Origin of the sequence: Streptomyces sp. NPDC058000, from assembly GCF_042886435.1 — a bacterium.
Taxonomy (GTDB): domain Bacteria; phylum Actinomycetota; class Actinomycetes; order Streptomycetales; family Streptomycetaceae; genus Streptomyces.
Window position 1 is genome coordinate 1 of record NZ_JBHVQS010000069.1, and the last position, 22069, is coordinate 22069.

Sequence of the window (22069 nt, forward strand, 5' to 3'; positions counted from 1 at the left end):
CCTCTTGTTTTTCCCCGCCGCCCACCCCCCTTCGGGGGGTGGGCGGGTGTGGTCACGGGCCCCGGCCGCGCCCGCCCGCGCGGCCGGGGCCCGGGCGCGTGGCACGCCCGCGGGCCGATGCTGCATGCTGGTGCATTCAAGACGGTCAGGGCGGCCCCGGTCGCACGGCGCACACGGCCCGTGACGTCCCGGAGCACCTCAGTCAACGGCGTTGGAGCATCGGCATGACATCCACCTTTCCGGACATCTCCCTCAGCACGGACCGGTTGGTGCTGCGCGCGCTCGACGAGGACGACATCCCCGCCCTGGCCGAGATGATGAACGACGAACTGGTCGCCTCCTGGACCTCGGCGCCCCAGCCCTACACCCAGGACGCCGCCCGCACCTGGGTCACCGCCTACGCGCCCACCGAACGCATCGCGGGACGCGGCATCGACCTCGCGGTCACCGAGTTCCTCACCCAGCGCCTGGTCGGCATCGTCCAACTCGGCAACACCAACTGGCGGGTGCGTTCCACCGAGATCTCGTACATCGTCGCGTCCTGGGCCCGCGGTGAGGGCTACGCGTCCGAGGCGGCCCTGGCCACCGCCCGCTGGCTCTTCCAGGACCAGAAGTTCGAGCGCCTGGAACTGCGCACCGCCGCCGGCAACACCGCCTCCCAGCAGGTCGCCCAGAAGATCGGCTGCATCAGTGAGGGAGTGCTGCGCAACGCCTGCATAGCCCGTACCCGTGCGGACGACGGCACCTGGACCGACCTCCGCACGGATCAGATCGTCTGGAGCCTGCTCCCCGAGGACCTCGACGGGCTCCCCGGCCGGATGGTCGACGCCAACGGCTTCGCCTACCCCGAGTGGAACTGACCCCGCACCACCTCCGGCCTGCGGCCGCCGGGGTACCCTCGGCCTGCCGGACGGCGGCCGGGCCCGCCCCGACCAGCGCGGACCGGCACCCCTCAGCACCCTCCCCGGACGCGGCCACCACACCCCGCCGCCCGCCCGGGAACCCTTAACCACCCCCAGGAGACTGACGAGCATGGCCGACCGGGTCACGGTGATCGGATGGGACGGCTCTCCGCTGACCGCCGCCGCCCGCTCCGCCCTCGCCGCCGCGACCCTGGTCGCCGGCGCCGCCCACCACCTCGCGCTGCCCGAGGTCCCGCCGGCCGCCGAACGGATCCGGCTCGGCAGCGTCACCCTCGCCGCCCGCCGCATCGCCCAGCACCGCGGCACCGCCGTCGTCCTCGCCGACGGCGACCCCGGCTTCTTCGGCGTGGTCCGCACCCTGCGCGCCCCCGAATACGGGCTGGAGGTCGAGGTGGTACCGGCCGTCTCCTCCGTCGCCGCCGCCTTCGCCCGGGCCGGCATGCCCTGGGACGACGCCCAGGTCGTCGTCGCCCACAGCCGCGACCTGCGCCGCGCGGTCAACGTCTGCCGCGCCCACCCCAAGGTCGCGGTGCTCACCTCACCCGGCGCCGGCCCCGCCGAACTCGCCCTCCTCCTGGACGGCGTGTACCGCACCTTCGTCATCTGCGAGGACCTGGGCACCGCACGGGAGCGGGTGACGGTCCTCACATCCGACAAGGTCGCCGACCACGTCTGGCGCGACCCCAACGTCGTCATCGTCGTGGGCGGTTCGCCGTCCGGCGCCGCAGCCCAGGGCACCGGCTGGATCGCCGGCACCCCCGGCGGCGAAGCGGGCCACTCGACCGGCCCGCGCGGCTGGGGACTTCCGGACCGCGCCTACGGCGGGGCGCTGGGCGAGGGCGAGTCCGCCCAGCTGCGCACCGCCCAACTCGCCCGCCTCGGGCCACGGGTGGGCGACCTGGTCTGGGACATCGGGTCCGGCGGCGGGGCGGCCGCGGTCGAGGCCGCGCGGTTCGGCGCCGCGGTCATCGCGGTCGACGCCGACCCGGACGCCTGCGCCCGCGCCGTCGCCCTCGCCCGCCGGTACGGAGTCCAACTCCAGGCCGTCCAGGGCCGAGCACCGCAGATCCTGGAGGAGCTCCCGGAGCCCGACGTGGTGCGCATCGGCGCCGGGGGAGCGGCCGTGGTCACCGCCTGCGCGGCCCGCCGCCCCGAACGGATCGTCACCCACGCCGCGACCCGCGACCAGGCCGAGGCACTCGGCCGGGCTCTCGCCGAAGGCGGCTACGAAGTCGAATGCGCCCTTCTCCAGTCGGTAGAACTGGACACTTCCGTTTGGGTCGAACGTGAACGCTCTGTGGTGTTTTTGCTGAGCGGCTATCGCGTTCCTCACCCGTGACCAGGAAGGGCACCCGCGCGGGGTAGGCTGGCGGATCGTTGCGCCGCCGTTCCGCTTTCAGCTTCGTACGCCAATATCCGGAAATTGCCGTGGTTTTGGACGAAAATGAAGCACTTGAGGGCGGACGTGCCGGGAGGCGCGCTCGCTCGTTCTCGCTATCGGGGCGTCGGTGCGCACCGGTCGGCGCGTCGCACGGGCGGTTGGAAGGAGCACTAGCAGTGGGCGAGGGGTACGCATGACCGACACCGGCCAGGTCCCGGGCCAGGGACAGCCGGAGAACGCAGGCGGACATCGCGGGCAGCCGCAGGCCGTTCCCACCCCTGCCGACCCCGGTCCCACCCAGCACTCGGGCGACTATCCCTACCTCGGCCCGGCCGACGGCACGGTCGAGGACGACGACCTGCTGATGCCGGGAGCCCAGGGCGCCTGGAGCGAGCAGGGCGCCCAACAGGCGCCGCAGCCCGCCCAACCGCTCCCGCAGCCGCAGGCGGTACCGCCGCAGCCGGCCGCGCCGTTCGAGCCCGCCACAGGCCAGGTGCCGGTCGCCGCCGCGATCGGCGACCACGAGAGCGGCGGCCGGGACTCCGGTTCCGTCGACCTCGGTGCGGTTCGCGTCCCGCAGCCCGCCGCCCCCCAGCAGCAGGCCTACGCCCACGCCGGGGCCGGTGGCGGGGAAAGTACCGCCGCCGCGCCCCGCCGCCCGCTCCACATGGGCCCGCCGGTCCCGGACGCGACCGGCGGCGTGGTCCGTTCGCTGGCCGACCGGGGACCCGCCGGAGCGCCCCAGCCGGCCCCCCGACAGACCACCGGCCCGGCCGCTGACCCCGAATACCTCGACGCTCCGGCCGAGGCACTCCAGGCCGCGCCGCCGCCCGTGGCGGAGCAGCCCGCCGCCGCGCAGCCCGTTGAGCCGCAGCCCGCCGCCGCACAGCCGGTTGACGACGGGTCGGCGGCCGCGCAGGCCCAGGCAGTGCCCGCCCCACCGTTCCCTGAGCAGGCGGCCCCCGCGGACGCCGCCTATCAGGAGCAGCAGGCCGCGGCCCTCCCGACGTACGGCCAGCAGCCCTACGAAGGCCAGTTGTACGCCGAGCAGTCCTACGGGGCCGCCGGCCAGGGTCCGTTGCCGGGGCCGCAGCTGGGCGAGATCCCGTCCCACGCACCCGTCCAGGTGCAGCCGTGGGGAGAGGCGTCCGTACAGGCCGCGGCGATGCCCGTCGCGGAGCCGACGGCCGCCCCCGTTGCCCCGGCCGGCGCGGAGCCGGTCGTGTCCGAGGCACAGCCGCCCGTCCAGGACGGTGTGTTGCCCGTCGAGCAACTGCCCACGGAGCGACTGCCCGTTGAGCAGGTACCGGCGGAGCAGGCGCAGGCCGTGTCGATGCCGGTCGAGCAGCCGCAGGAACAGCCGGTGCCGGTGCCCGCCGAGGGCGCGGCGGCCGCTGAGGACGGCGCCACCGCCCCGGTCGTCGCGGAGGCGCCCGCAGCCGCGCAGGACGCCTCGGTGGAGGCGGCGGAGATCGTTGCCGAGCAGCCGCCGGCCGTGGACGCACAGGCCGAGGCGGCCCCCGCCGCGGACGCCACCGCCCAGCAGGTCGCGCCCGAGCAGGCCGAGGCGCCGGACGCCGCGGTCCAGCAGCCGCCCGCCGACGCCGCCGCGGCCCAGGACGCCCCGGAGACCGCGCCCGAGCAGGCCGCGCCCGAGCCGGCGGCCACCCCGGACGCGGCGGCGCAGCCCGAGGCCGCCGAGCAGCCGCCGGTCACCGAGCCTGCGGAGGCCCCCGCCGAGGTGGCCCAGGCCCCGCAGGATGCGGCCCAGCCCGCCGAGCCGCAGCCAGCCGAGCAGCCGCCGGCCGGTGCCCCGGAGCAGGCCGCGGCGGCGGACCAGCCGCAGGCCGAGGTCCCGGCGCCGCAGCCCGCCCCCGAGGCTCCGGTGGAGGCCGCCCCGGCCGAGGCCGCCGCCCCCACGGCGCAGCCCGAGCCCCCCGCCGCCGAGGCCCCGGAGCAGGTTGCGGAGCAGCCCGCCGAGGACGGTTCCGCCGCCGAAGGCCAGCCGGCCACCGCGGAGGCCGCGACCGCCCCCCAGGCTCCCGACGCCGCGCCGGCCCCGGAGGAGGCCGCCCAGCAGCCCGTCATAGAGGCGGCCGAGCCGCAGTCGCCGGACACCGGACAGCCGCAGCCCGTCGCCCCCGAGGACGCCGAGGGCCAGCAGCCCGCCGTAGAGGCGGTGGTACCGCAGCCCACCCCCGAGGACGAGCAGCCCGTACCGGCCGCCGACACTCCGGAGCCCGCCGCCGACCCGGCCGAGGCCCCCGCCCAGCAAGCGGCCGGGCCGGCACCCCAGCCCGCCGCCGGGCCGCAGCCCGCCACCCCGCAGATCCCGGCCCCGGCCACCGCCGAGCCGGCCACCGCCGACGCCCCGCAGGAGCCCGCCGTCGACCAGGCACCGCAGGCCCCCGCGGCCGCCTCCGACGCCGTCCCGGCCCAGCCCGTACCGGCCGACGATGTCATCGAAGCCGAAGCCGAAGCCGAAGCCGAAGCCGAAGCCGAAGCCGAAGCCGAAGCCGAAGCCGAAGCCGAAGCCGAAGTCCGCCCGCACGAGCAGGACGACGCCCAGTTCGTCGAACACGCCGAGGGCGACGACGTACACCCGGCCGGCATCCCCGCCACCGAGCCGGCGCCCGCGACGGCCCCCGCGCCCGCCTACGACGACTCCGAGCGCGCCGCCGTCCACCGCGTCATCCGCGAGCGCCGCGACATCCGCAACGGCTTCCGCTCCGACCCGATCCCCAACGAGGTCCTGCTGCGCGTCCTGGAAGCGGCCCACACCGCCCCCAGCGTCGGCCACTCCCAGCCCTGGGACTTCGTCGTCATCCGGTCCGACGACACCCGCGCCAAGATGCACGAACTCGCCATGCGGCAGCGCGACGCCTACGCCAAGTCGCTGCCCAAGGCCCGGGCCAAGCAGTTCCGCGAGCTGAAGATCGAGGCCATCCTCGAAACGCCGGTGAACATCGTCGTCACCGCCGACCCCACCCGTGGCGGCCGGCACACCCTCGGCCGGCACACCCAGCCGCAGATGGCGCCGTACTCCTCCGCGCTCGCCGTCGAGAACCTCTGGCTCGCCGCCCGCGCCGAGGGCCTCGGCGTCGGCTGGGTCAGCTTCTTCGACGAGCGGGAGATGGTCCGCGAACTGGGCCTGCCCGAACACCTCGAAGTCGTCGCCTACCTCTGCGTCGGCTACGTCGACGAGTTCCCGGACGAGCCCGAACTCCTCCAGGCCGGCTGGTCCAAGCGCCGACCGCTGTCCTGGGTAGTCCACGAGGAGACCTACGGCCGCCGCGCGCTGCCCGGCGAGGCCCCGCACGACCTCCTCCAGGAGACCCTCGCCGGCATCCGCCCGCTGGACGCCAAGGCGCTCGGCGAGGCGTGGGAACGGCAGAAGCGGATGACCAAGCCGGCCGGCGCGCTCGGCATGCTGGAGATCATCTCCGCCCAGCTCAGCGGCCTGTCCCGCAAGTGCCCGCCGCCCATCCCGGAACCAGCCGCGGTCGCCATCTTCGCCGGTGACCACGGCGTGCACGCCCAGGGCGTGACCCCCTGGCCCCAGGAGGTCACCGGCCAGATGGTCGCCAACTTCCTGGGCGGCGGTGCGGTCTGCAACGCCTTCGCCAACCAGGTCGGCGCCGAGGTCTGCGTGGTCGACGTCGGCGTGGTCGGCGACCTCCCCGCCACCCCGGGTCTGCTTCCCCGCAAGGTCCGCCCCGGCACCGCCGACTTCACCCAGGGCCCGGCGATGACCCAGGAGGAGGCCCTCAAGGCCATCGAGGTCGGCATCGAGACCGCCCGCGACCTCGTGGCGGCCGGCAACAAGGCGCTGCTCACCGGTGAGATGGGCATCGCCAACACCACCGCCTCGGCCGCCCTGATCGCCGTCTACACCGGCGTCGACCCGGTCGAGGTCACCGGCCGCGGCACCGGCATCAACGACGAGACGCACGCCCGCAAGGTCGACGTGGTCCGCCGCGCCCTGGAACTCCACCAGCCCGACCCGGCCGACCCGATCACCGTCCTCGCCGCCCTCGGCGGCCTGGAGCACGCGGCGATGATCGGCCTGATCCTCGGCGGCGCCTCACTGCGCACGCCGGTGATCCTGGACGGCGTCAGCGCCGGAGCCGCCGCCCTGGTGGCCCGGGCCATCGCCCCCGAAGCGCTGGCCGCCTGCATCGCCGGCCACCGCAGCGCCGAACCCGGCCACGTCGCGGCCCTCAACAAGCTGGGCCTGCGCCCGCTGGTCGACCTCGACCTGCGACTGGGCGAGGGCACCGGTGCCCTGCTGGCGCTGCCCGTCGTACAGAGCGCCGCCCGCGCCATGCACGAGGTCGCCACCTTCGACTCCGCCGGAGTCACCGAGAAGGGCTGACACCGGGGGCCGTCCGGCCCCCGCATGACCCCCGGCCCGCAGCCCCATAGGCTGTGGGCCGGGGCCGTACGTCCCCAGGCCGCACCACCCCTCAGCCGCTCCGGCGCCGCAGCGACTGAACGGTTCTCGAACTCGCACCACCGCACGAGGAGCCCACACCACCATGGCCGAGCCCGTCGCCGAACACGCCGCCTACCCCGTCGGACTGCGGCTGTCCGGCCGCCGTGTGGTCGTCCTGGGCGCCGGCCAGGTCGCCCAGCGCCGCCTGCCCGCCCTCCTTGCCGCCGGCGCCGACGTCCTGCTGGTCTCCCCGTCCGCCACCCCCTCCGTCGAGGCGATGGCCGACACCGGCGAGCTCCGCTGGGAGCGCCGCCGCTACCAGCCCGGCGACCTCGACGGCGCCTGGTACGCGCTGATCTCCACCGACGACCCCGAGGCCAACGCCGCCGCCTCCCAGGAAGCCGAGGAGCGCCGCATCTGGGCGGTCCGCGCCGACGACGCCGAGGCCGCCACGGCCTGGACCCCGGCCACCGGCCGCAGCGAGGGCGTCACCGTGGCGGTCCTCACCGGCCGCGATCCGCGCCGCTCCGCCGCCGTCCGCGACGCCATCGTCGAGGGCCTGCGCGACGGCAGCATCGCCGCCCCGCACCGTCGCCGCCCGCACACCCCCGGCGTGGCGCTGGTCGGCGGCGGCCCCGGCGACCCCGACCTGATCACCGTCCGCGGCCGTCGGCTGCTGGCCGAGGCGGACGTGGTCATCGCCGACCGGCTCGGCCCGCGCGATCTGCTCGCCGAACTCCCGCCGCACGTCGAGGTCATCGACGCCGCCAAGATCCCCTACGGGCGGTTCATGGCGCAGGAGGCGATCAACAACGCCCTGATCGAGCACGCCAAGGCCGGCAAGGCCGTGGTGCGTCTCAAGGGCGGCGACCCGTTCGTCTTCGGCCGCGGGATGGAGGAAGCCCAGGCGCTCGCCGAAGTCGGCATCCCCTGCACCGTCGTCCCCGGCATCTCCAGCACCATCTCGGTCCCCGGCGCCGCCGGCATCCCGGTCACCCACCGCGGGGTCGCCCACGAGTTCACCGTGGTCAGTGGCCATGTCGCCCCCGAGGACGAGCGTTCGCTGGTCGACTGGGCCGCGCTCGCCAAGCTGCGCGGCACCCTCGTCGTCCTGATGGGCGTGGAGAACAGCGGCGCCATCGCCGCCAAGCTCATAGAATGCGGCCGCCCCGCGGACACCCCGGCCGCCGTCGTCCAGGAGGGCACCACCGCCGCCCAGCGGCGCGTGGACGCCACCCTCGCCACCCTCGGCGCGACCGTACGGGCCGAAGGCATCCGCCCGCCGGCCGTCATCGTCATCGGCGACGTGGTCACCCTCGCCCCCGCCGCCCCCTCCCAGTAGCCGATCCGCTCCCCGGCACAGACTCCCCGGCACAGGCTCCTCGACACCGACAAGGCACTCTCTCCCCGTGGCAGAAATCATCACCGTCGATGACCCGGACGACCCGCGGCTGCGCGACTACACCGGCCTCACCGACGTCGAGCTGCGGCGCCGGCGCGAACCAGCCGAAGGACTCTTCATCGCCGAGGGCGAGAAGGTCATCCGCCGCGCCCGGCACGCCGGGTACGAGATGCGCTCGATGCTGCTCTCGGCCAAGTGGGTCGACGTCATGCGCGACGTCATCGACGAGGTCCCGGCCCCGGTCTACGCCGTCACCCCGGACCTCGCCGAGCGGGTGACGGGCTATCACGTGCACCGCGGCGCGCTCGCCTCCATGCAGCGCAAGCCGCTGCCCACCGCCACCGAACTCCTCGCCGGCACCCGCCGGATCGCGGTCATGGAGGCGGGCAACGACCACACCAACATCGGCACGATGTTGCCTTTGGGTCTGCAAAAGAGTGCAGGTCGGCGCGTTGCCATCTTCGAGGACATGGTTGATCACGCGAATCTGGGGGCTGCCTTCCGCAACGCGGCCGCTCTGGGCGTGGACGCCGTCTTCCTCTCGCCACGCTGCGCCGACCCCCTCTACCGGCGGGCCGTGAAGGTGTCGATGGGCGCCGTCTTCCACGTTCCCTGGACCCGGCTGACCTCCTGGCCCAAGGACATCGAACTCTTCCGCCGGCACGGCTTCGTGACGGCTGCCTTGTGCCTCGGCGAGAAGTCGATCACGATCGACGAACTGGCCGCCCGCCGGTACGAGAAGCTGGCGCTCATGCTCGGCACCGAGGGCGAGGGACTGTCGGTCGACGCCCTGCGCGCGGCCGACGAATGGGTCCGGATCCCGATGGCGGCAGGAGTGGACTCCCTCAACGTCGCCGCAGCCTCCGCCGTGGCCTTCTACGCGACGAGGCTCTAAAGCCCCATCGCCGCACAACGCACCTGGGGAGATCGCCGGTGTCCGTGTGCTGGCTAAGCAGCCCGTTCGTCGCCGCTCAGCGCCGGGAGCACCATCCGGACATCGTCGATGGTCGCCCGCAGGCCGACCATGCCTTCCGGACTCAACTCATCCACCTCGGGCGCGAGCGACGTATGCGGCACGTTGACGCTACGGGAGACGCACCCGGTGTCCGGCAAGCAGTGGACCGACTTTGGTTGGCTACGTGCCGGGTCGGTCCCAGTCGAGGAGGACGTACCCGTCGCCGCCGCGCCGACCGTCGGTGCCGGGTCGGCCGCCCGCTCCGGGCCCACCGTGATTGTTGGTGCCGAATCGGTGGGTTGCGCCGTAGGCTCCGTACCCACCGTCGCCGCCCGTGCCGCCGGCGCCTCCACCACCACCGCCATGCCGGTCATGGGCGTACAGGCTGGTGCGGGTGCCTCCGCCCGCGCCTCCGCCGCCTCCCGTCGCGCCGCTGGAGCCGCCTGCGCCAGCCCCCCACACACACGTAGGCGGTGATGGTGTGAGCTCCATTCGGCACGGTGAACTCGTACCAGCCGTGATGCAGGTACTCCATGCGGCAGCCGTCGGCTGTGCACTTCGGGGCGGCGGCGGCGTCCGCCGGTGTGGACATGTCGGTCAGCGCTGTGGCTACCAGGGGTGCCACGAGCAAAGCGGGTTGTGGAACAGGTCGAGGTGCACCTGGAAGTCGAGCACGCGCAGGGCCGCGGCGGTGCGGTCGGAGTCGGGCTGCGAGATCGCCAGGTGGGAACCGAAGCCGATCAGCGCCCGGACCAGGTAGGGGCGGCCCGCCTCGACCGCGATGCATAGGTCGCCCGCGTTGACGTCGCCGGAGGCGGGCGGCTGATCGCGACCCGGGCGGCCAGGCTTCTCCCTTCGTCGCCGGTCCGGTCGGGCATCTGTTCCGCCGGGTAATTGGCCCAGCTCTCCGGTGCCGAAATGGCCTGGTCAGTGGGGCACTTCGGACCCTAGAGTCATGATCATGACTGAGGGAACCTCCACCACGCCCGACACCGCCCTCCCGGCAGTGCTGACCCGCCACGCGGATGCTGAGACCTGCGCCGACCCGAGCAGTGTGATGACCCTGCTGGCCGACTCGGACGCCGCCGGCGCCGGCGGCGGCTTCACGAGCTACCGGTCCACCTTCAGCAAGGGGGCCGTGGGGGCGCCGGCGCACTTCCACACCAAGGCGACGGAGCTGTTCTTCGTGATCAGCGGGTCCCTGCAGGTGCTGGTGGGAGACGAGGTCACCGTCCTGAACGCGGGCGACTTCCTGGCGGTGCCGCCGCGCACCCCGCACGCCTTCGCGGCGGCGCCCGGCGCCGAGGCCGACGTCCTGTTTGTCTTCACCCCCGGCATGGGCCGGTTCGACTACCTGCGCCTGCTCGGCCGGGTGATGCGCGGCGAGGCCGACCCGAAGGAGATCGCCGAGTCCGCGGAACGCTTCGACAACCACTACGTCGACAGCCCGGTATGGCGTGCCGCTCTGGAGGGCTCGGCGTGATCGACTCCACGAGCCACATCCGCGTGGCCCGCCCCTCGCGGGATCTCGCCGCCGCGGAACGCTTCTACACGGACGGCCTCGGGCTCGAAGTCCTGTGGCGCACCACCGAGCGCACCCCGGGCGAGCACGACCTCCTCATGGTCGGACCGCCCGGCGGGTCCTGGCACTTCGAACTGACGCACGACCCCGAGTGTCCGCTGGAACCCACCCCGACCGTGGACGACCTGTTCGTGGTCTACCTGGGGACCGCAGTGGACGAGGCCCTGATCACCCGGCTGGTCGCTGCCGGCGGCACCCGGGTCCCCGCACACAACCCGTACTGGGACGAGCACAGTGCGACGATCACCGACCCGGACGGCTACCGCCTCGTCCTGTGCACCCGCACCTGGGGCTAGTGTTCAACCGAGCCCGGCGGATCCCCTGCGGCGACGCCCGTTCCGGGCGGAAAATGTTGTGGCTGCTGCCTGTTGACGCCGGTTCGTCTGTGATCTTCGAGGTCGTAACTGAGCCGGGCGCGGGGAGCGAGCCATCGGGCGCCTTCAGTGTCGTTGAGAATCGGGCGGCAATCCATGCGCCGCAGACCAGATCAATCCAGATTTCCCATTGCCCGGCGTCTCGGTCGACCTGGTCGTAGCTGGTCACCCACATGGACCACAGCGGCACTGCGGGCCCTCTGCGGGTGCACCCGCAGGACCTGGCCCACTCCCCCGCGGTCGTGGTCACGAGCGAGCGCATGGCGACAACCCACACTGGCGGCCGCTGGAGGCCGGTGAGCTGCTGTACGCCGGTCCCGGCCGGGAGGTCACCCGCCGCGTGGTGCTGCCCGACGAGCCCCGGCACCGGCTGGCCCTCGCGGACCTGCGGCCGGAGGCGGCCGCCTCGCAGCACGCGGCCTGGCACCCGCAAGTGTGAGGCAAATCAAACGCAAGCCTCTGCCATCGGTAGCCTCGGTCACCGACCCTGGAGGGATGTCGCAGTACATATCAACGGCAGCCCTTCCGGCTCCTCACCCTGCCCGCGCAGGGGACGGCGAGGGCCGCCGCCCGGGGGCGGGACGGCTGGTCGGCGTGGATCTGGCCCGGGGGCTCGCGGTCTTCGGGATGTTCGCCGCCCACGTCGGCCCGGACCCGTCCACCACCGGGGGGATCACCGGGTTCCTCATGGAGCTGTCGCACGGCCGGGCGTCCGCGCTGTTCGCCGTCCTGGCCGGGTTCTCGCTCGTGCTCATGACCGGCCGGCGGGTGCCGAAGACCGGCCGCGACGGGCAGGTCGCCGTCGCCCGGATCCTGATCCGCTCCGCCGTCCTGCTCGTGCTCGGCACGGCGCTGACCATGACCGGTACGCAGATCGAGGTGATCCTCGCCTACTACGGGCTGTACTTCGTCCTCGCCCTTCCGCTGTACCGGCTGCGGGCCCGGACCTTGGCGTGGCTCGCGGCCGGCGCGGTACTGGTGCTGCCGCAGGCGCTGTACCTGGTGCAGGACTCCATCAGCAACGGCACCTGGGCCGAGCGGGTCGCCGCGCACGATCCGCTGGCCCGCATCAGCGGCACGGACGGACTGATCGACCTGTTCTTCACCGGCAGCTATCCGGTGCTGACGTGGATGCCGTTCGTCCTGGCCGGCATGGCGGTCGCCCGGCTCGACCTCGGTTCGGCCGCGGTGCTCAGGCGGCTGGCCGCCGTCGGCTGTGCGATCGCGGTGCTCGGCTACGGCGGTTCCTGGCTGGCGCTGAACCTGTTCCACAGCATCTCGGCCGCCATCGGGGCGTCCAGCGACGGGCCGGTGATGTCGGCCTGGTGGTCGGACGCGGTCGGCGACCCGACGGGCGACACCCCCGCCTGGCTGCTGGTGGCAGCCCCGCACAGCGAGACCACCCTCTCCATCCTCGGCAACGCCGGAGTGGCCATCGCCGTGCTCGCGGCCTGCATTGCTGCCACCGACGCCCTGCCGCGCCTGCGGCGGGCGGCCTGGCCCGTCATCGCGGTCGGCCGGATCTCGCTGACGGCGTATGTCCTGCACATCGCCGTCATCTGGGCGCTGGGCCTCGGCGACGTGCCCGGCTCCCCGCTCCCGGTCCTGCTCGGCTTCGTCGCGGCCTTCATGCTGCTGGCGGTCGTCTGGCTGCGCTTCTTCCAGCGGGGCCCGCTGGAGTACCTGATGAGCAAGGTCACGGGGCTCGCCCGGCTCGTCCCGGAGAGTCCGGCCCCGGAGCCGGTCAGGACGTCCAGCACGCAGTGAGGGCCCTGGAGTCCTACGGCCGGACGCAACTGAACCTCCACAGGGAACTGCCCGACCATCCGAACGGCGTCCCGTCGTAGCCGCCTGAGGCGGTCGGTACCGTTGCGGCGCCCGCACCGACGGCGCGTCAAGGTCCCTGCCGAAGTTCCGCCTGCCGGCCCTCGCGCTCCCTCACCCCGCAGCGCAACCGGTCGTCGAAATCGGCAGGGCTTGCGCATTCGATACTGTTCCCGGCGCCCAGGCAGGTGAAGAGCAGCGCGTTGTCCCTGGGGGCAACGAATTCCGTACCCTGATAAAGGTAGTTGGGTTGCCAGGGCTGCACGGATCGGCACCGCGATCTTCCTGGCTGACATCGGCCACGCTGCCGTCCAGCGGCCGTCGGCCCCGGAAACGTGCCTGGCCGATAACAGCAAGTGAGACGACGGGATTTCGATGTCGCACTCGACTTTGTCTCGCCGCAGGTCTGGGAGGTCGCCGGGTCAGGGCGTGGCCGGGGGCTCGCGTCGGGAGAGGGCGTCGGAGGTCCTGACCGTGATGTACAGCGAGGCTGCGAGGGCGAGGACCAGTGCGGCGCCCACGGCGAAGATGCTGCCGCTCGTGACGGGCGGCGGGCTGCCGGCCTCGACGCGGGCGGAGCCGCCGAGCAAGGGGACGATGGCCAGGACGGCGGCTCCGAGGGTGACCTCGGCCCAGACGACTTTCGGGAAGCGCCGTAGCGCCAGGTGGAGGAGAGGGGCCGTGGAGTCGGCGCGGCGGGCCTGGGCGATACGGGGCATCAGCCAGAACTGGTTGACGCCGCCGGCCGTGACCATGCCCAGGACCAGCACGATCTTGATGAGCAGGAGGAATCCGTAGGTCGTCGTCCACAACTGCCCGATGCCGCCGACGTGTTTCCAGCTCATCCACAGGCCAGAGGTGAGCACCGCGCCGACGCAGACCAGGGCGACGAAGCTGAAGCGGCGCCAGAGGTCCGCCCACAGCACCCCGGCATTCTGGCTCAGTCGGCCACGGGCGCCGGCGAGGGTGGCGAGAAGGGCCAGACCGCCGATCCACACCGTGCCGCTGACGACGTGGACCTGATTGAACAGAGGGTCGAAGACGTGGTCCGCGTCCTTCGGTGCGGAGGCGGGTATCGCCGCGACGAGCGAGGTCGCGAGCGCCAGGGGCAGTGCGGTCAGAGCGAGGGTGTTCAGGTGCCGTCGTGCCTGCGGGGTGAAGAGCGTGATGAGCGCGGCGGAAGCCAGGAGCAGGGCGGTGTTTTGGGCCAGGTAGATCGTGCCCTGGGCCACCCATGTTCCCTTCGCGGCGGGTGCGCGCAGGAAGTCCCAGATCCGTCCCGGCGCGAGAGCGTCGCCGAACGGCATGCCCTTGCCGGCCCGGGCCAGGCGAGCGGCGAGCTGGAAGTAGCCGGCCACGAGCAGGACGACCCCGGCCCAGGCCAGGTATCCCGCCGTCCGCCGACGTAGAGCGTCGACGTCACCGCGCTCGTTCTCGCTCGCGCGAAGTGCCGGGCGGACCACTGCCGCGTACGTCACCGTGGCGCCGACGGCTCCGGACAGGCCGACAAAATAGCCAGATTTGGTGAGGATCCGCCAGGAAGGGGGCGTGCTGTAGCCGACCGAGGTGGCCAGATGCGCGAGATTCACAATAGGTAAGCCTAACCTAATTCCTTTCTCCGTCGGGGGGAGGCGGTGCTGCGGACCGGATGTCTGAGGGCGGATCGGCGCACCCGCCCGCCGACGCCGCCCTCGCTACAGACCCGAACGTGCGGCAACGCACCCCACAGTTGCCCCTTGTCAGGTCCCTGCACGACGGGGCAGTCGAAGGCCCCAGAGCGGGAAGCGGCCGAAGCGCCACCGCCTGGCGGCCCGCCCTTTTGCCCACTCTCCGGGGAGGACGGAGTCCTTCCACCCACCCTCGGACGCGTCGCCTTGCCGCTCGGCGCCGAGGGCGGCGGCCTGACCCCGGGCGCGCTCCGCGCCGCCGACGAATGGGTCCGCATCCCGATGGCCCACGGCGTGGGCTCCCTCAACGTCGGCGCCGCCGCCGCAGTTGCCTTCTACGCGGTCTCCATGTCCCGCCCGACCCAGGAATAGGCCAGGAACAGGCCGGGAGCAAGCCCCGTCCAGGGCCGCACCGCAGCGCTGCCCCTCACCCCTCAGCGCTGGTGCGCCACTCCACCGGCCGCGTCCCCGCCCTCGTACGATGCGACGCTCACCGGTCGTTCCACGCCCAGCCCGCGGGTCGGCCCCTGGCATCCCTGGGCGGCCGCGATCCCCAGCGCCACCAGCAGCGTCACCACGACGAACACCACCACCCGCTGCCGCAGCAGCCGCCGGTCGGGGCCCGGCCGCCGGCCGCCCGAACCGGTGCGCACCGGAGTACGTGAACCGTTTCGCCCCGTAGGACGGGAGGCCGGCCCCCGTCCTGTATTCCGCCCGCCGGTCCGCGGATTGGCCCCCGACGCCGAGCCCTGTGCCCGGGCCGCCGAGTCGCGGGGCGCCGCATCCCGGGGTGCCGCCGGTCGGGCCGACCGGGGCCGCGGTGCGGGAGTGCCGCCCGTACGCCGCTCGGTCCGCTGGCGCGCGTACTCCTCGGCCCGCTGCCCGACCGGACGCTCCGAAGGCCGCCGCTCGGCGCGCTCCCAGCCGTCCCCGGCACCGGAACCGTTCTCCCACGCCCCGCCCGACAGCCCGTGCGCCTCCCGGGCCGCGATCTCCTTCAGCCGCAGCGACAGCGACAGGGTGCTGGGCCGGTCCGCCGGATCCTTGGCCAGGCACGCCGCGAGCAGCGGCGCCAGCGCGTCCGGCACCCCGGCCAGCTGCGCCTCCTCGTGGACCACGCGGTAGAGCATGACCTCCGAACTGCCCTGCCCGAACGGCGAGTCCGCGGTGCAGGCGTACGCGAGGGTGGCGCCCAGCGAGAAGATGTCGGTGGCCGGCGTCACCGCGGCGCCGCGCACCTGCTCCGGCGCCAGGAAGCCGGGCGAGCCGACGGCCGTCCCGACGTGCGTCAGGGTGCTGGCGCCGGTCGCCCAGGCGATCCCGAAGTCGATGATCCGCGGGCCTTTGGGCGACAGCAGGATGTTGGACGGCTTCAGGTCCCGGTGCACCACGCCCGCGTCATGGACGGCCAGCAGCCCCTCGGACAGCGCCGCCCCGATGGCCGCGACCTGCGCAGGGGAGAGCTGCCCCTCCTCGTTCACCTTGTCGTGCAGCGAGGGGCCGGGGACGTACTGGGTCGCGAACCACGGGCGGTCGGCGTCCAGATCGGCCGCCACCAGCCGCGCCGTGCAGCCGCCGCGGATCCGCCGGGCGGCCGACACCTCGCGTGCGAACCGCGACCGGAACTCCTGATCCTCCGCCAGATCCGGCCGGATCACCTTCAACGCGACCCGCTGCCCGCGCTTGTCCGAGCCGAGGTAGACCACGCCCATCCCGCCCGCGCCGAGCCGGCGGTGCAGTCGGAACGATCCGACGACACGCGGGTCCTCGCGTCGGAGCCGCATCATCGCCATGTCCGTCCCCTGCCTGCGGTGGGGAGGCCCCACTCCGCTCAACCGTCTGACGTGGCACAGCTTACGGATTGCCGGCTCACTGTGCTGAGAGGCCGCGCATGCGTCGGCAACCGGATTACCCGCGGCCGTTCCGATCCCCGCCGCACGGAAGGAAATCCGCCCGGCCCCCGGCTCCGCTACCCGCATCGAACCCCAATGATCCCTTTCCCAACGGAGTTTGACGGCGTGAAAGGTACCGGGACGGAAGGAGGCCAGGGTCCCGCGGGCCCCGGACCACGGGCAGGGCGATCGTCAGTGGAGCAGCGCCCCAAGTGACCGAAGTCACCGTTTCGTCACCCTCGTGCAAGGTAAACCCCTCACACCCGCCGTACGCCGGGTTCCCACGCCGCGCGCCCCTCTCAGGGATGTCTCCGGGACCACCCCGCGGTCTCTCCACCCAGGGGAGTACGCCGGGCACCCTCCCGTCATCCTCCTGGAGGCCCGCCAAGCGGTACGACGGCATGACGTCCGGCACCCGCCCGCGCGCCTAGGCTTGAGGTCAAGCGGCGGGCGTAGCACTCGTCCCCCGAGGTCAGACGCCCGCCGCCCTGGATCACGACGGGAGCAGATCGATGGCGGAGAGTACGGGGCGGACGGCCCTCCTGGCGCGGGGCCGCAGGGCCACCGCCGCGCTCGGTGGCAGCCGGTCCACCGGCACCCGCCATCCCCTCATAGCGGTCGCCATGGTGTTGCCGCTGGTGTTCCTCCTGGCCGTGGTCTTCGGCGGCTGGGAGGCCGTCGTCACGCAGGCGTCGTCCGTGGCCGGAATGCTGGGGCGCTGAGCGGGCGCCCCGGTCCCGGGAGAGCGGTCCGGGACGGGGACTTCCGGCCGAAACCCCGTGGGGACGGGGGTGCGGCGGACGGCACGAGTGGCCGGGCATCTGGGGAGATGCCCGGCCATCGGGTTTTTTCGGGAACTACCGGTCCACCCGGGGGAGTTGGTCGCCGCAACGGACCCGATACAACGACCGAGGGCCGGAGCTATTGCTCCGGCCCTCGACTCTCGGTGTGGACGATACTGGGATTGAACCAGTGACCTCTTCCGTGTCAGGGAAGCGCTCTCCCGCTGAGCTAATCGTCCTCGGGACCGCGGATTGATCTAAAAGATCACCGCGGGTATTGCGTGCGCGATACTGGGATTGAACCAGTGACCTCTTCCGTGTCAGGGAAGCGCTCTCCCGCTGAGCTAATCGCGCGGGGACCCGGCATTACCGAGTCAGTGGACGATACTGGGATTGAACCAGTGACCTCTTCCGTGTCAGGGAAGCGCTCTCCCGCTGAGCTAATCGTCCTTGGAGGTGGAGACGGGATTTGAACCCGTGTAGACGGCTTTGCAGGCCGTTGCCTCGCCTCTCGGCCACTCCACCAGGAGTGTGCGGGGGGCTTGGGAAGATCCCCCACATCGAGCGGACGACGAGACTCGAACTCGCGACATCCACCTTGGCAAGGTGGTGCTCTACCAACTGAGCTACGTCCGCGGGCGGCTCTCCCAGACTACGTCGGGAAGCTACCTGGCCTCCGGGGCGCTTCCGCGTCCCGGCGACGTGTTGAACTCTAGCGGATTCCTGGGCCAGTACAAAAACGCGTTTGTGCAGCGTGCTGCGCTGCTCGCTCGGCCCGGGCGATCGACGGTGCCCCGCCATAGACTCACTGACGTGCACGATTTCGCTCCGATGGCCCGCTTCGGCGGCCTGATAGCCACCGACCTGCGCGATGTGACCAGCGATCCGGCGGCACTGGATTCCGCGGGCTGGTGGGCGGTGACCGCTGACTTCGAGGGGGGCGTGGTCTGCGCCCGCTTCGCCGACGTACGCCCCGCCACGGCCGCGGACACCCCCGCGCCCGGCGCTTGGCGCGGCCCCGCCCCGGCCGACTGGCGCAGTTCCCTGGACCGCGCCGCCTATACCGACGGCGTCCGGCGCATCCGGGCCCACATCGCGGCCGGCACGGTCTATCAAGTGAACCTCTGCCGGGTCTTGACCGCACCGCTGCCCGACCTCGAGTGCGCCGACGTGGACGCGCTCTCCGCCGTCTTGGCCCGCGGCAACCCCGCACCGTACGCCGGAACGATTCGCCTGCCCGAGCACGGCGTAGAGATCGCCACCGCCTCCCCGGAGCTCTTTCTGCGTCGGGACGGCCGCATCGTAGAGTCCGGCCCCATCAAGGGCACGGGTCGCACCGCTGCGGACCTCTCACCGAAGGACCACGCGGAGAACGTGATGATCGTGGACCTGGTCCGCAACGACCTCGGACGGGTCTGCGCCACCGGGTCGGTCACCGTCCCCGCCCTGTGTGCCGTGGAGGAGCACCCCGGTCTGGTCCACCTCGTCTCCACGGTGCGCGGTGAACTGGCCGAGACCCACGAGAAGACCGCGTGGGCGGATCTGCTCGGCGCCACCTTCCCGCCCGGGTCGGTCACCGGTGCCCCCAAGTCCAGCGCCCTGCGGATCATCGACGAACTGGAGACCGCCCCGCGGGGCCCGTACTGCGGTGGCATCGGCTGGGTGGACGCCGACCGTCGCACCGGCTGGCTCAACGTCGGCATCCGCACGTTCTGGATCGACCGCGCCGATCCCGACGGCCCGGTGCTCCGATTCGGCGCGGGGGCCGGGATCATCTGGGACTCGGATCCGGAGCGGGAGTGGGCGGAGACCGAGTTGAAGGCGCGCCGACTGCTCGCGGTAGCGTCCGGCGAGCACGAAGTGAGTGGAGGACCCAAGCGATGAAGATCTGGCTCGACGGAGAACTGTGGGACGCCGAAGCGGCCCGCGTCTCGGTCTTCGACCACGGCCTGACGGTCGGCGACGGGGTCTTCGAGACGATCAAGGCCGAGCGGGGAGGGGCCTTCGCCCTCACCCGCCACCTGGAGCGTCTGGCCACCTCCGCCCGCGGGCTCGGCCTGCCCACCCCCGACCTCGACGAGGTGCGGCGCGGCTGCGCGGCGGTCCTGGACGCCAACCCGATGGCGCTGGGCCGGCTGCGGATCACCTACACCGGCGGCCTCTCCCCGCTCGGCTCGGACCGCGGCGAGGCCGGCCCGACCCTGGTCATCGCGGTCTCCGCGACCAGCCGCCGGCCCGACACCACCGCCGCGGTCACTGTCCCCTGGACGCGCAACGAGCGCGGCGCCCTCGCCGGCCTGAAGACCACCTCGTACGGCGAGAACGTCGTCGCCCTCGCCCGCGCCCGTGAACAGGGCGCCTCCGAGGCGCTGTTCGCCAATACCGTCGGCGCGCTCTGCGAGGGCACCGGCTCCAACGTCTTCGTCGTCCTCGACGGTGAACTGCACACCCCGCCGCTGGCCTCCGGCTGCCTGGCCGGCATCACCCGCGCGCTGACCGTGGCCTGGGCCGGCGCCAAGGAGACGGATCTGCCGCTGGACGTCCTGGAGGGCGCCGAGGAGATCTTCCTGACCTCCACGCTGCGCGACGTCCAGGCCGTGACCCGGATCGACGGCCGCCAACTCGCCGATGGGCCGGGCCCGGTGACCGCCGAGGCGATGCGGATCTTCGACCGGGAGTCGGCCGCGGACTCCGACCCGCGCTGATGGTGACGGGCCCGCACGTGGGCGAGTAGAAAAGTCCTTGTGACCACTACGCTGCGCCCCGCGGGCCCCGAAGTACGACACGACGACGGCCGCCGGTCCCGCCCCTACGACATCTGCGTCAACAGCCGCCGGGTCGGCGGGATCCAGCTGGCCACGGACGCCCGGTTCGGGCCCACCGCCGGCCGCATCGAGGCCCTGGGCGTCGACGCCCCCGACCGGCACCGCGGCCGGGCCACGGTCGCCGCGTTGGCCGCCGAGGAAGTGCTGCGCGGCTGGGGCTGCCGGCAGATCGAACTGACCGTGCCCGCGGACGCCGAGGCCGCGGTGCGACTCTCGGCGGCCCTGGGCTACACCGAACGCAGCCGCACCATGGCGCGGGTCCTGACCCGCCCCGGCGGGCTCCCCGACGGCAGCAGCGACCGGCCGATGACCGAGGCCGAGTACCCGGCCTGGCGGGACGCCGCGGTCACCGAGCACATCCGGTCGGAGACCGCCCAGGGGGTGCCCCGCGAACGCGCCGAGCGGACCGCGCCCGCCGAGCACGACGCGCTGTTCCCCGAGGGCGCGGCCACGCCCGGCCAGGTGCTGCGGGTTCTCGCCCACGAGGGCAGCGACGTCGGCACCCTCTGGCTCGCCCTGCGGCTCCCCGGGCAGGCCGGCGGCTACGTGATGGACGTGCGGGTGGCGCCCGAGCATCGGGGCGAGGGCCACGGCCGCAGCCTGATGCTCGTCGCCGAGCGGGAGACCCTGGCCGCGGGCCGTGCCTCGCTGGCGCTCAACGTCTACCCGGACAACGCATCCGCGCTCGGCCTCTACCGCTCGCTCGGCTACCGGACCACCGCGTACCGCATGTGGAAGCCGATCCTCTGACCGGCCCGCGGCCGTGCCGGACCGGCGGGAGCCCCGCTGCCCCGGCGCGTCAGCCCGCCGCGGTGTCCTGCTCGGCCAGCAGCCGCTCGGCGATCTCCTCGATCCGGGCCCGCAGTCCCTCCTGACTCTTGCCGCCGTCCAGCCGCTCGCCACCGATCTCGTACGTCGGGGTGCCGGTCACGCCGATCGCCTTGCCCTCGGCCTGGTCCGCGTCGACGGCCAGCAGGTGCCGCCCGTCGACCAGCGCGGTGTCGATCTCCTCGGCGTCCAGCCCCAGTTCCCCGGCGACGTCCAGCAGTGCCTTCTCGCCGCGCTTGCCGAGGTCGTCGGTCCGCGCCAGCACCGCTTCGATGTACGGCCAGCCCTGGCCCTGCTCGGTGGCCTCCTCGACGGCCTGGGCGGCCGCGTAGGCGTGCTTGTGCTTCGCCAGTGGGAAGTGGCGCAGCCGGATCTCCAACCGGTCACCGAAGCGCTCGCGCAGCGCTCGTACGTCCGCCAGGGCGGTGGCACAGTCCGGGCACTGCAGATCGCACCACACGTCGAGGACGGGGCGGGTGGGGCTGACGGGACTGATGGGGCCGGAGGCGGCGGCGTCGTTCATGTGGTCAGTCTTCCAGCCCACCGCCCTAGGGAGGAACCCGGACCTGTGGAGGAGAGCGACCCGGAGATCTCCCTGAGGTCCTGGTCGGAACATGGCCTGTGCGGGGCCGGAGAGGGCAGGATGGAAGAGAGCGCGGAACGCCCGCTCGCCCCTTTCGACCGGCAGGAGGACCGGATGCTGACCTCGACAGTCTGTGCCGCGGTGTCGGCAGCGGGCTTGGGCATCGCCGCGCTGACCGCTTACCGCAAGCGTTTCCTGGCCGCGACCCGGATCGCCGCCTTCGCCCTGATTCCGATCGGCCTGGTCATGACGGGCGTCATCGACTGGGTCACCAGCATCGTCCTCAAGCCCACGGTCTGGGCCGGGTTCGGGGTGCTCGCGCTCTCCGTAGGGCTGTTCGCGATCAGCAGGTTGGTGGAGCGGCGCCGCGGGATATCCGGCCGCAAGGAGCGCCGGGCCGCGGCGGGTTCCGAAGCACCGGTGGTGGCACCGGCCGCCTCGGTGCCCTCCCTCGGCCCCGGCCGCAAGGCACCGAAGAGCACCGCGGCCCCGGCCAAGGGCAGCGCCCCCAAGGATGACTTCTCGGACATTGAAGCGATCCTGAAAAAGCACGGGATCTGATGAACTCCCGCTGCTGAGGGGCCCATTGCGGTCTCCGGGACGATCATCTGCGCGA

17 protein-coding genes, 5 tRNA genes and 1 pseudogene are annotated in these 22069 nt (G+C 73.1%); 14 read left to right on the forward strand and 9 right to left on the reverse strand.

Annotated features, from left to right (window positions below; all coding sequences use genetic code 11):
• Positions 1-224: 224 nt before the first annotated feature.
• From ACFVT2_RS37695 to ACFVT2_RS37715, 5 genes are all read left to right on the forward strand, one after another.
• Positions 225-860, forward strand: a complete 636-nt coding sequence (locus ACFVT2_RS37695) for a GNAT family N-acetyltransferase (RefSeq protein WP_390025611.1) — start codon at positions 225-227, stop codon at positions 858-860.
• 172 nt (positions 861-1032) lie between these two features.
• Complete coding sequence (gene cbiE, locus ACFVT2_RS37700) at positions 1033-2262, forward strand: precorrin-6y C5,15-methyltransferase (decarboxylating) subunit CbiE (RefSeq protein ID WP_390025613.1); 1230 nt, start codon at positions 1033-1035, stop codon at positions 2260-2262.
• A 235-nt stretch (positions 2263-2497) separates the two neighbouring features.
• Positions 2498-6679, forward strand: coding sequence for a nicotinate-nucleotide--dimethylbenzimidazole phosphoribosyltransferase (gene cobT, locus ACFVT2_RS37705; RefSeq protein ID WP_390025615.1), 4182 nt, complete (start codon positions 2498-2500; stop codon positions 6677-6679).
• A gap of 163 nt (positions 6680-6842) precedes the next feature.
• Complete coding sequence (gene cobA / locus ACFVT2_RS37710; RefSeq protein WP_390025617.1) at positions 6843-8081, forward strand: uroporphyrinogen-III C-methyltransferase; 1239 nt, start codon at positions 6843-6845, stop codon at positions 8079-8081.
• A gap of 67 nt (positions 8082-8148) precedes the next feature.
• Positions 8149-9036, forward strand: a complete 888-nt coding sequence (locus ACFVT2_RS37715) for a TrmH family RNA methyltransferase (protein WP_390025619.1) — start codon at positions 8149-8151, stop codon at positions 9034-9036.
• Positions 9037-9089: 53 nt separating this feature from the next.
• Here the strand turns inward: ACFVT2_RS37715 and ACFVT2_RS37720 are convergent, their stop codons facing one another.
• Positions 9090-9470 carry a hypothetical protein gene (locus tag ACFVT2_RS37720; RefSeq protein WP_390025621.1) on the reverse strand — a complete coding sequence of 127 codons (381 nt, stop codon included), beginning with the start codon at positions 9468-9470 and terminating at the stop codon, positions 9090-9092.
• A gap of 587 nt (positions 9471-10057) precedes the next feature.
• Between ACFVT2_RS37720 and ACFVT2_RS37725 the strand changes: the two genes are divergently transcribed.
• The 3 genes from ACFVT2_RS37725 to ACFVT2_RS37735 all read left to right on the forward strand — a co-directional run bounded on the left by ACFVT2_RS37725 (position 10058) and on the right by ACFVT2_RS37735 (position 12819).
• On the forward strand, positions 10058-10579 hold the full coding sequence (locus ACFVT2_RS37725) for a cupin domain-containing protein (RefSeq protein WP_390025622.1): 522 nt from the start codon (positions 10058-10060) through the stop codon (positions 10577-10579).
• Positions 10549-10974, forward strand: a complete 426-nt coding sequence (locus ACFVT2_RS37730) for a VOC family protein (RefSeq protein ID WP_390025624.1) — start codon at positions 10549-10551, stop codon at positions 10972-10974. Before ACFVT2_RS37725 ends, ACFVT2_RS37730 begins: the two co-directional genes overlap by 31 nt.
• Before the next feature lie 573 nt (positions 10975-11547).
• A complete protein-coding gene (locus tag ACFVT2_RS37735) occupies positions 11548-12819 on the forward strand; it encodes a DUF418 domain-containing protein (protein ID WP_390025626.1) in 1272 nt (423 codons plus the stop codon).
• Positions 12820-13298: 479 nt separating this feature from the next.
• Here the strand turns inward: ACFVT2_RS37735 and ACFVT2_RS37740 are convergent, their stop codons facing one another.
• Positions 13299-14465 (reverse strand): CopD family protein, encoded by a 1167-nt coding sequence (locus ACFVT2_RS37740; protein ID WP_390025628.1) that lies wholly within the window; start codon positions 14463-14465, stop codon positions 13299-13301.
• Positions 14466-14732: 267 nt separating this feature from the next.
• Here ACFVT2_RS37740 and ACFVT2_RS37745 point away from each other — a divergent pair.
• Positions 14733-14915 (forward strand): annotated as a pseudogene (locus tag ACFVT2_RS37745) (TrmH family RNA methyltransferase); the annotation flags it as partial.
• A 62-nt stretch (positions 14916-14977) separates the two neighbouring features.
• Here ACFVT2_RS37745 and ACFVT2_RS37750 read toward each other — a convergent pair.
• On the reverse strand, positions 14978-16336 hold the full coding sequence (locus ACFVT2_RS37750) for a serine/threonine-protein kinase (RefSeq protein WP_390025630.1): 1359 nt from the start codon (positions 16334-16336) through the stop codon (positions 14978-14980).
• A gap of 611 nt (positions 16337-16947) precedes the next feature.
• Here ACFVT2_RS37750 and ACFVT2_RS37755 point away from each other — a divergent pair.
• Complete coding sequence (locus ACFVT2_RS37755) at positions 16948-17157, forward strand: hypothetical protein (protein WP_390025631.1); 210 nt, start codon at positions 16948-16950, stop codon at positions 17155-17157.
• A gap of 227 nt (positions 17158-17384) precedes the next feature.
• Here ACFVT2_RS37755 and ACFVT2_RS37760 read toward each other — a convergent pair.
• The 5 genes from ACFVT2_RS37760 to ACFVT2_RS37780 all read right to left on the reverse strand — a co-directional run bounded on the left by ACFVT2_RS37760 (position 17385) and on the right by ACFVT2_RS37780 (position 17853).
• A tRNA-Val gene (locus tag ACFVT2_RS37760) sits at positions 17385-17456 on the reverse strand.
• Between the two features lie 43 nt (positions 17457-17499).
• Positions 17500-17571: transfer RNA gene (locus ACFVT2_RS37765), tRNA-Val, on the reverse strand.
• 24 nt (positions 17572-17595) lie between these two features.
• Positions 17596-17667: transfer RNA gene (locus tag ACFVT2_RS37770), tRNA-Val, on the reverse strand.
• Between the two features lies 1 nt (position 17668).
• Positions 17669-17742 (reverse strand) — tRNA-Cys (locus tag ACFVT2_RS37775).
• A gap of 38 nt (positions 17743-17780) precedes the next feature.
• Positions 17781-17853 (reverse strand) — tRNA-Gly (locus tag ACFVT2_RS37780).
• A 177-nt stretch (positions 17854-18030) separates the two neighbouring features.
• Between ACFVT2_RS37780 and ACFVT2_RS37785 the strand changes: the two genes are divergently transcribed.
• From ACFVT2_RS37785 to ACFVT2_RS37795, 3 genes are read left to right on the forward strand one after another with little or no spacing between them, the layout of a single operon-like run.
• Positions 18031-19101 carry a chorismate-binding protein gene (locus tag ACFVT2_RS37785; protein WP_390025633.1) on the forward strand — a complete coding sequence of 357 codons (1071 nt, stop codon included), beginning with the start codon at positions 18031-18033 and terminating at the stop codon, positions 19099-19101.
• Positions 19098-19922 carry an aminotransferase class IV gene (locus ACFVT2_RS37790; RefSeq protein WP_390025635.1) on the forward strand — a complete coding sequence of 275 codons (825 nt, stop codon included), beginning with the start codon at positions 19098-19100 and terminating at the stop codon, positions 19920-19922. The genes ACFVT2_RS37785 and ACFVT2_RS37790 overlap by 4 nt, the downstream gene beginning before the upstream one ends.
• Positions 19923-19961: 39 nt before the next feature.
• Positions 19962-20792, forward strand: coding sequence for a GNAT family N-acetyltransferase (locus tag ACFVT2_RS37795; protein WP_390025637.1), 831 nt, complete (start codon positions 19962-19964; stop codon positions 20790-20792).
• Positions 20793-20841: 49 nt separating this feature from the next.
• On the opposite strand, the gene ACFVT2_RS37800 is transcribed toward ACFVT2_RS37795, so the two are convergent.
• Positions 20842-21393 (reverse strand): DsbA family protein, encoded by a 552-nt coding sequence (locus ACFVT2_RS37800; RefSeq protein ID WP_390025639.1) that lies wholly within the window; start codon positions 21391-21393, stop codon positions 20842-20844.
• A gap of 174 nt (positions 21394-21567) precedes the next feature.
• Between ACFVT2_RS37800 and ACFVT2_RS37805 the strand changes: the two genes are divergently transcribed.
• Positions 21568-22014, forward strand: a complete 447-nt coding sequence (locus tag ACFVT2_RS37805; RefSeq protein WP_390025665.1) for a hypothetical protein — start codon at positions 21568-21570, stop codon at positions 22012-22014.
• Positions 22015-22069 lie beyond the last annotated feature (55 nt).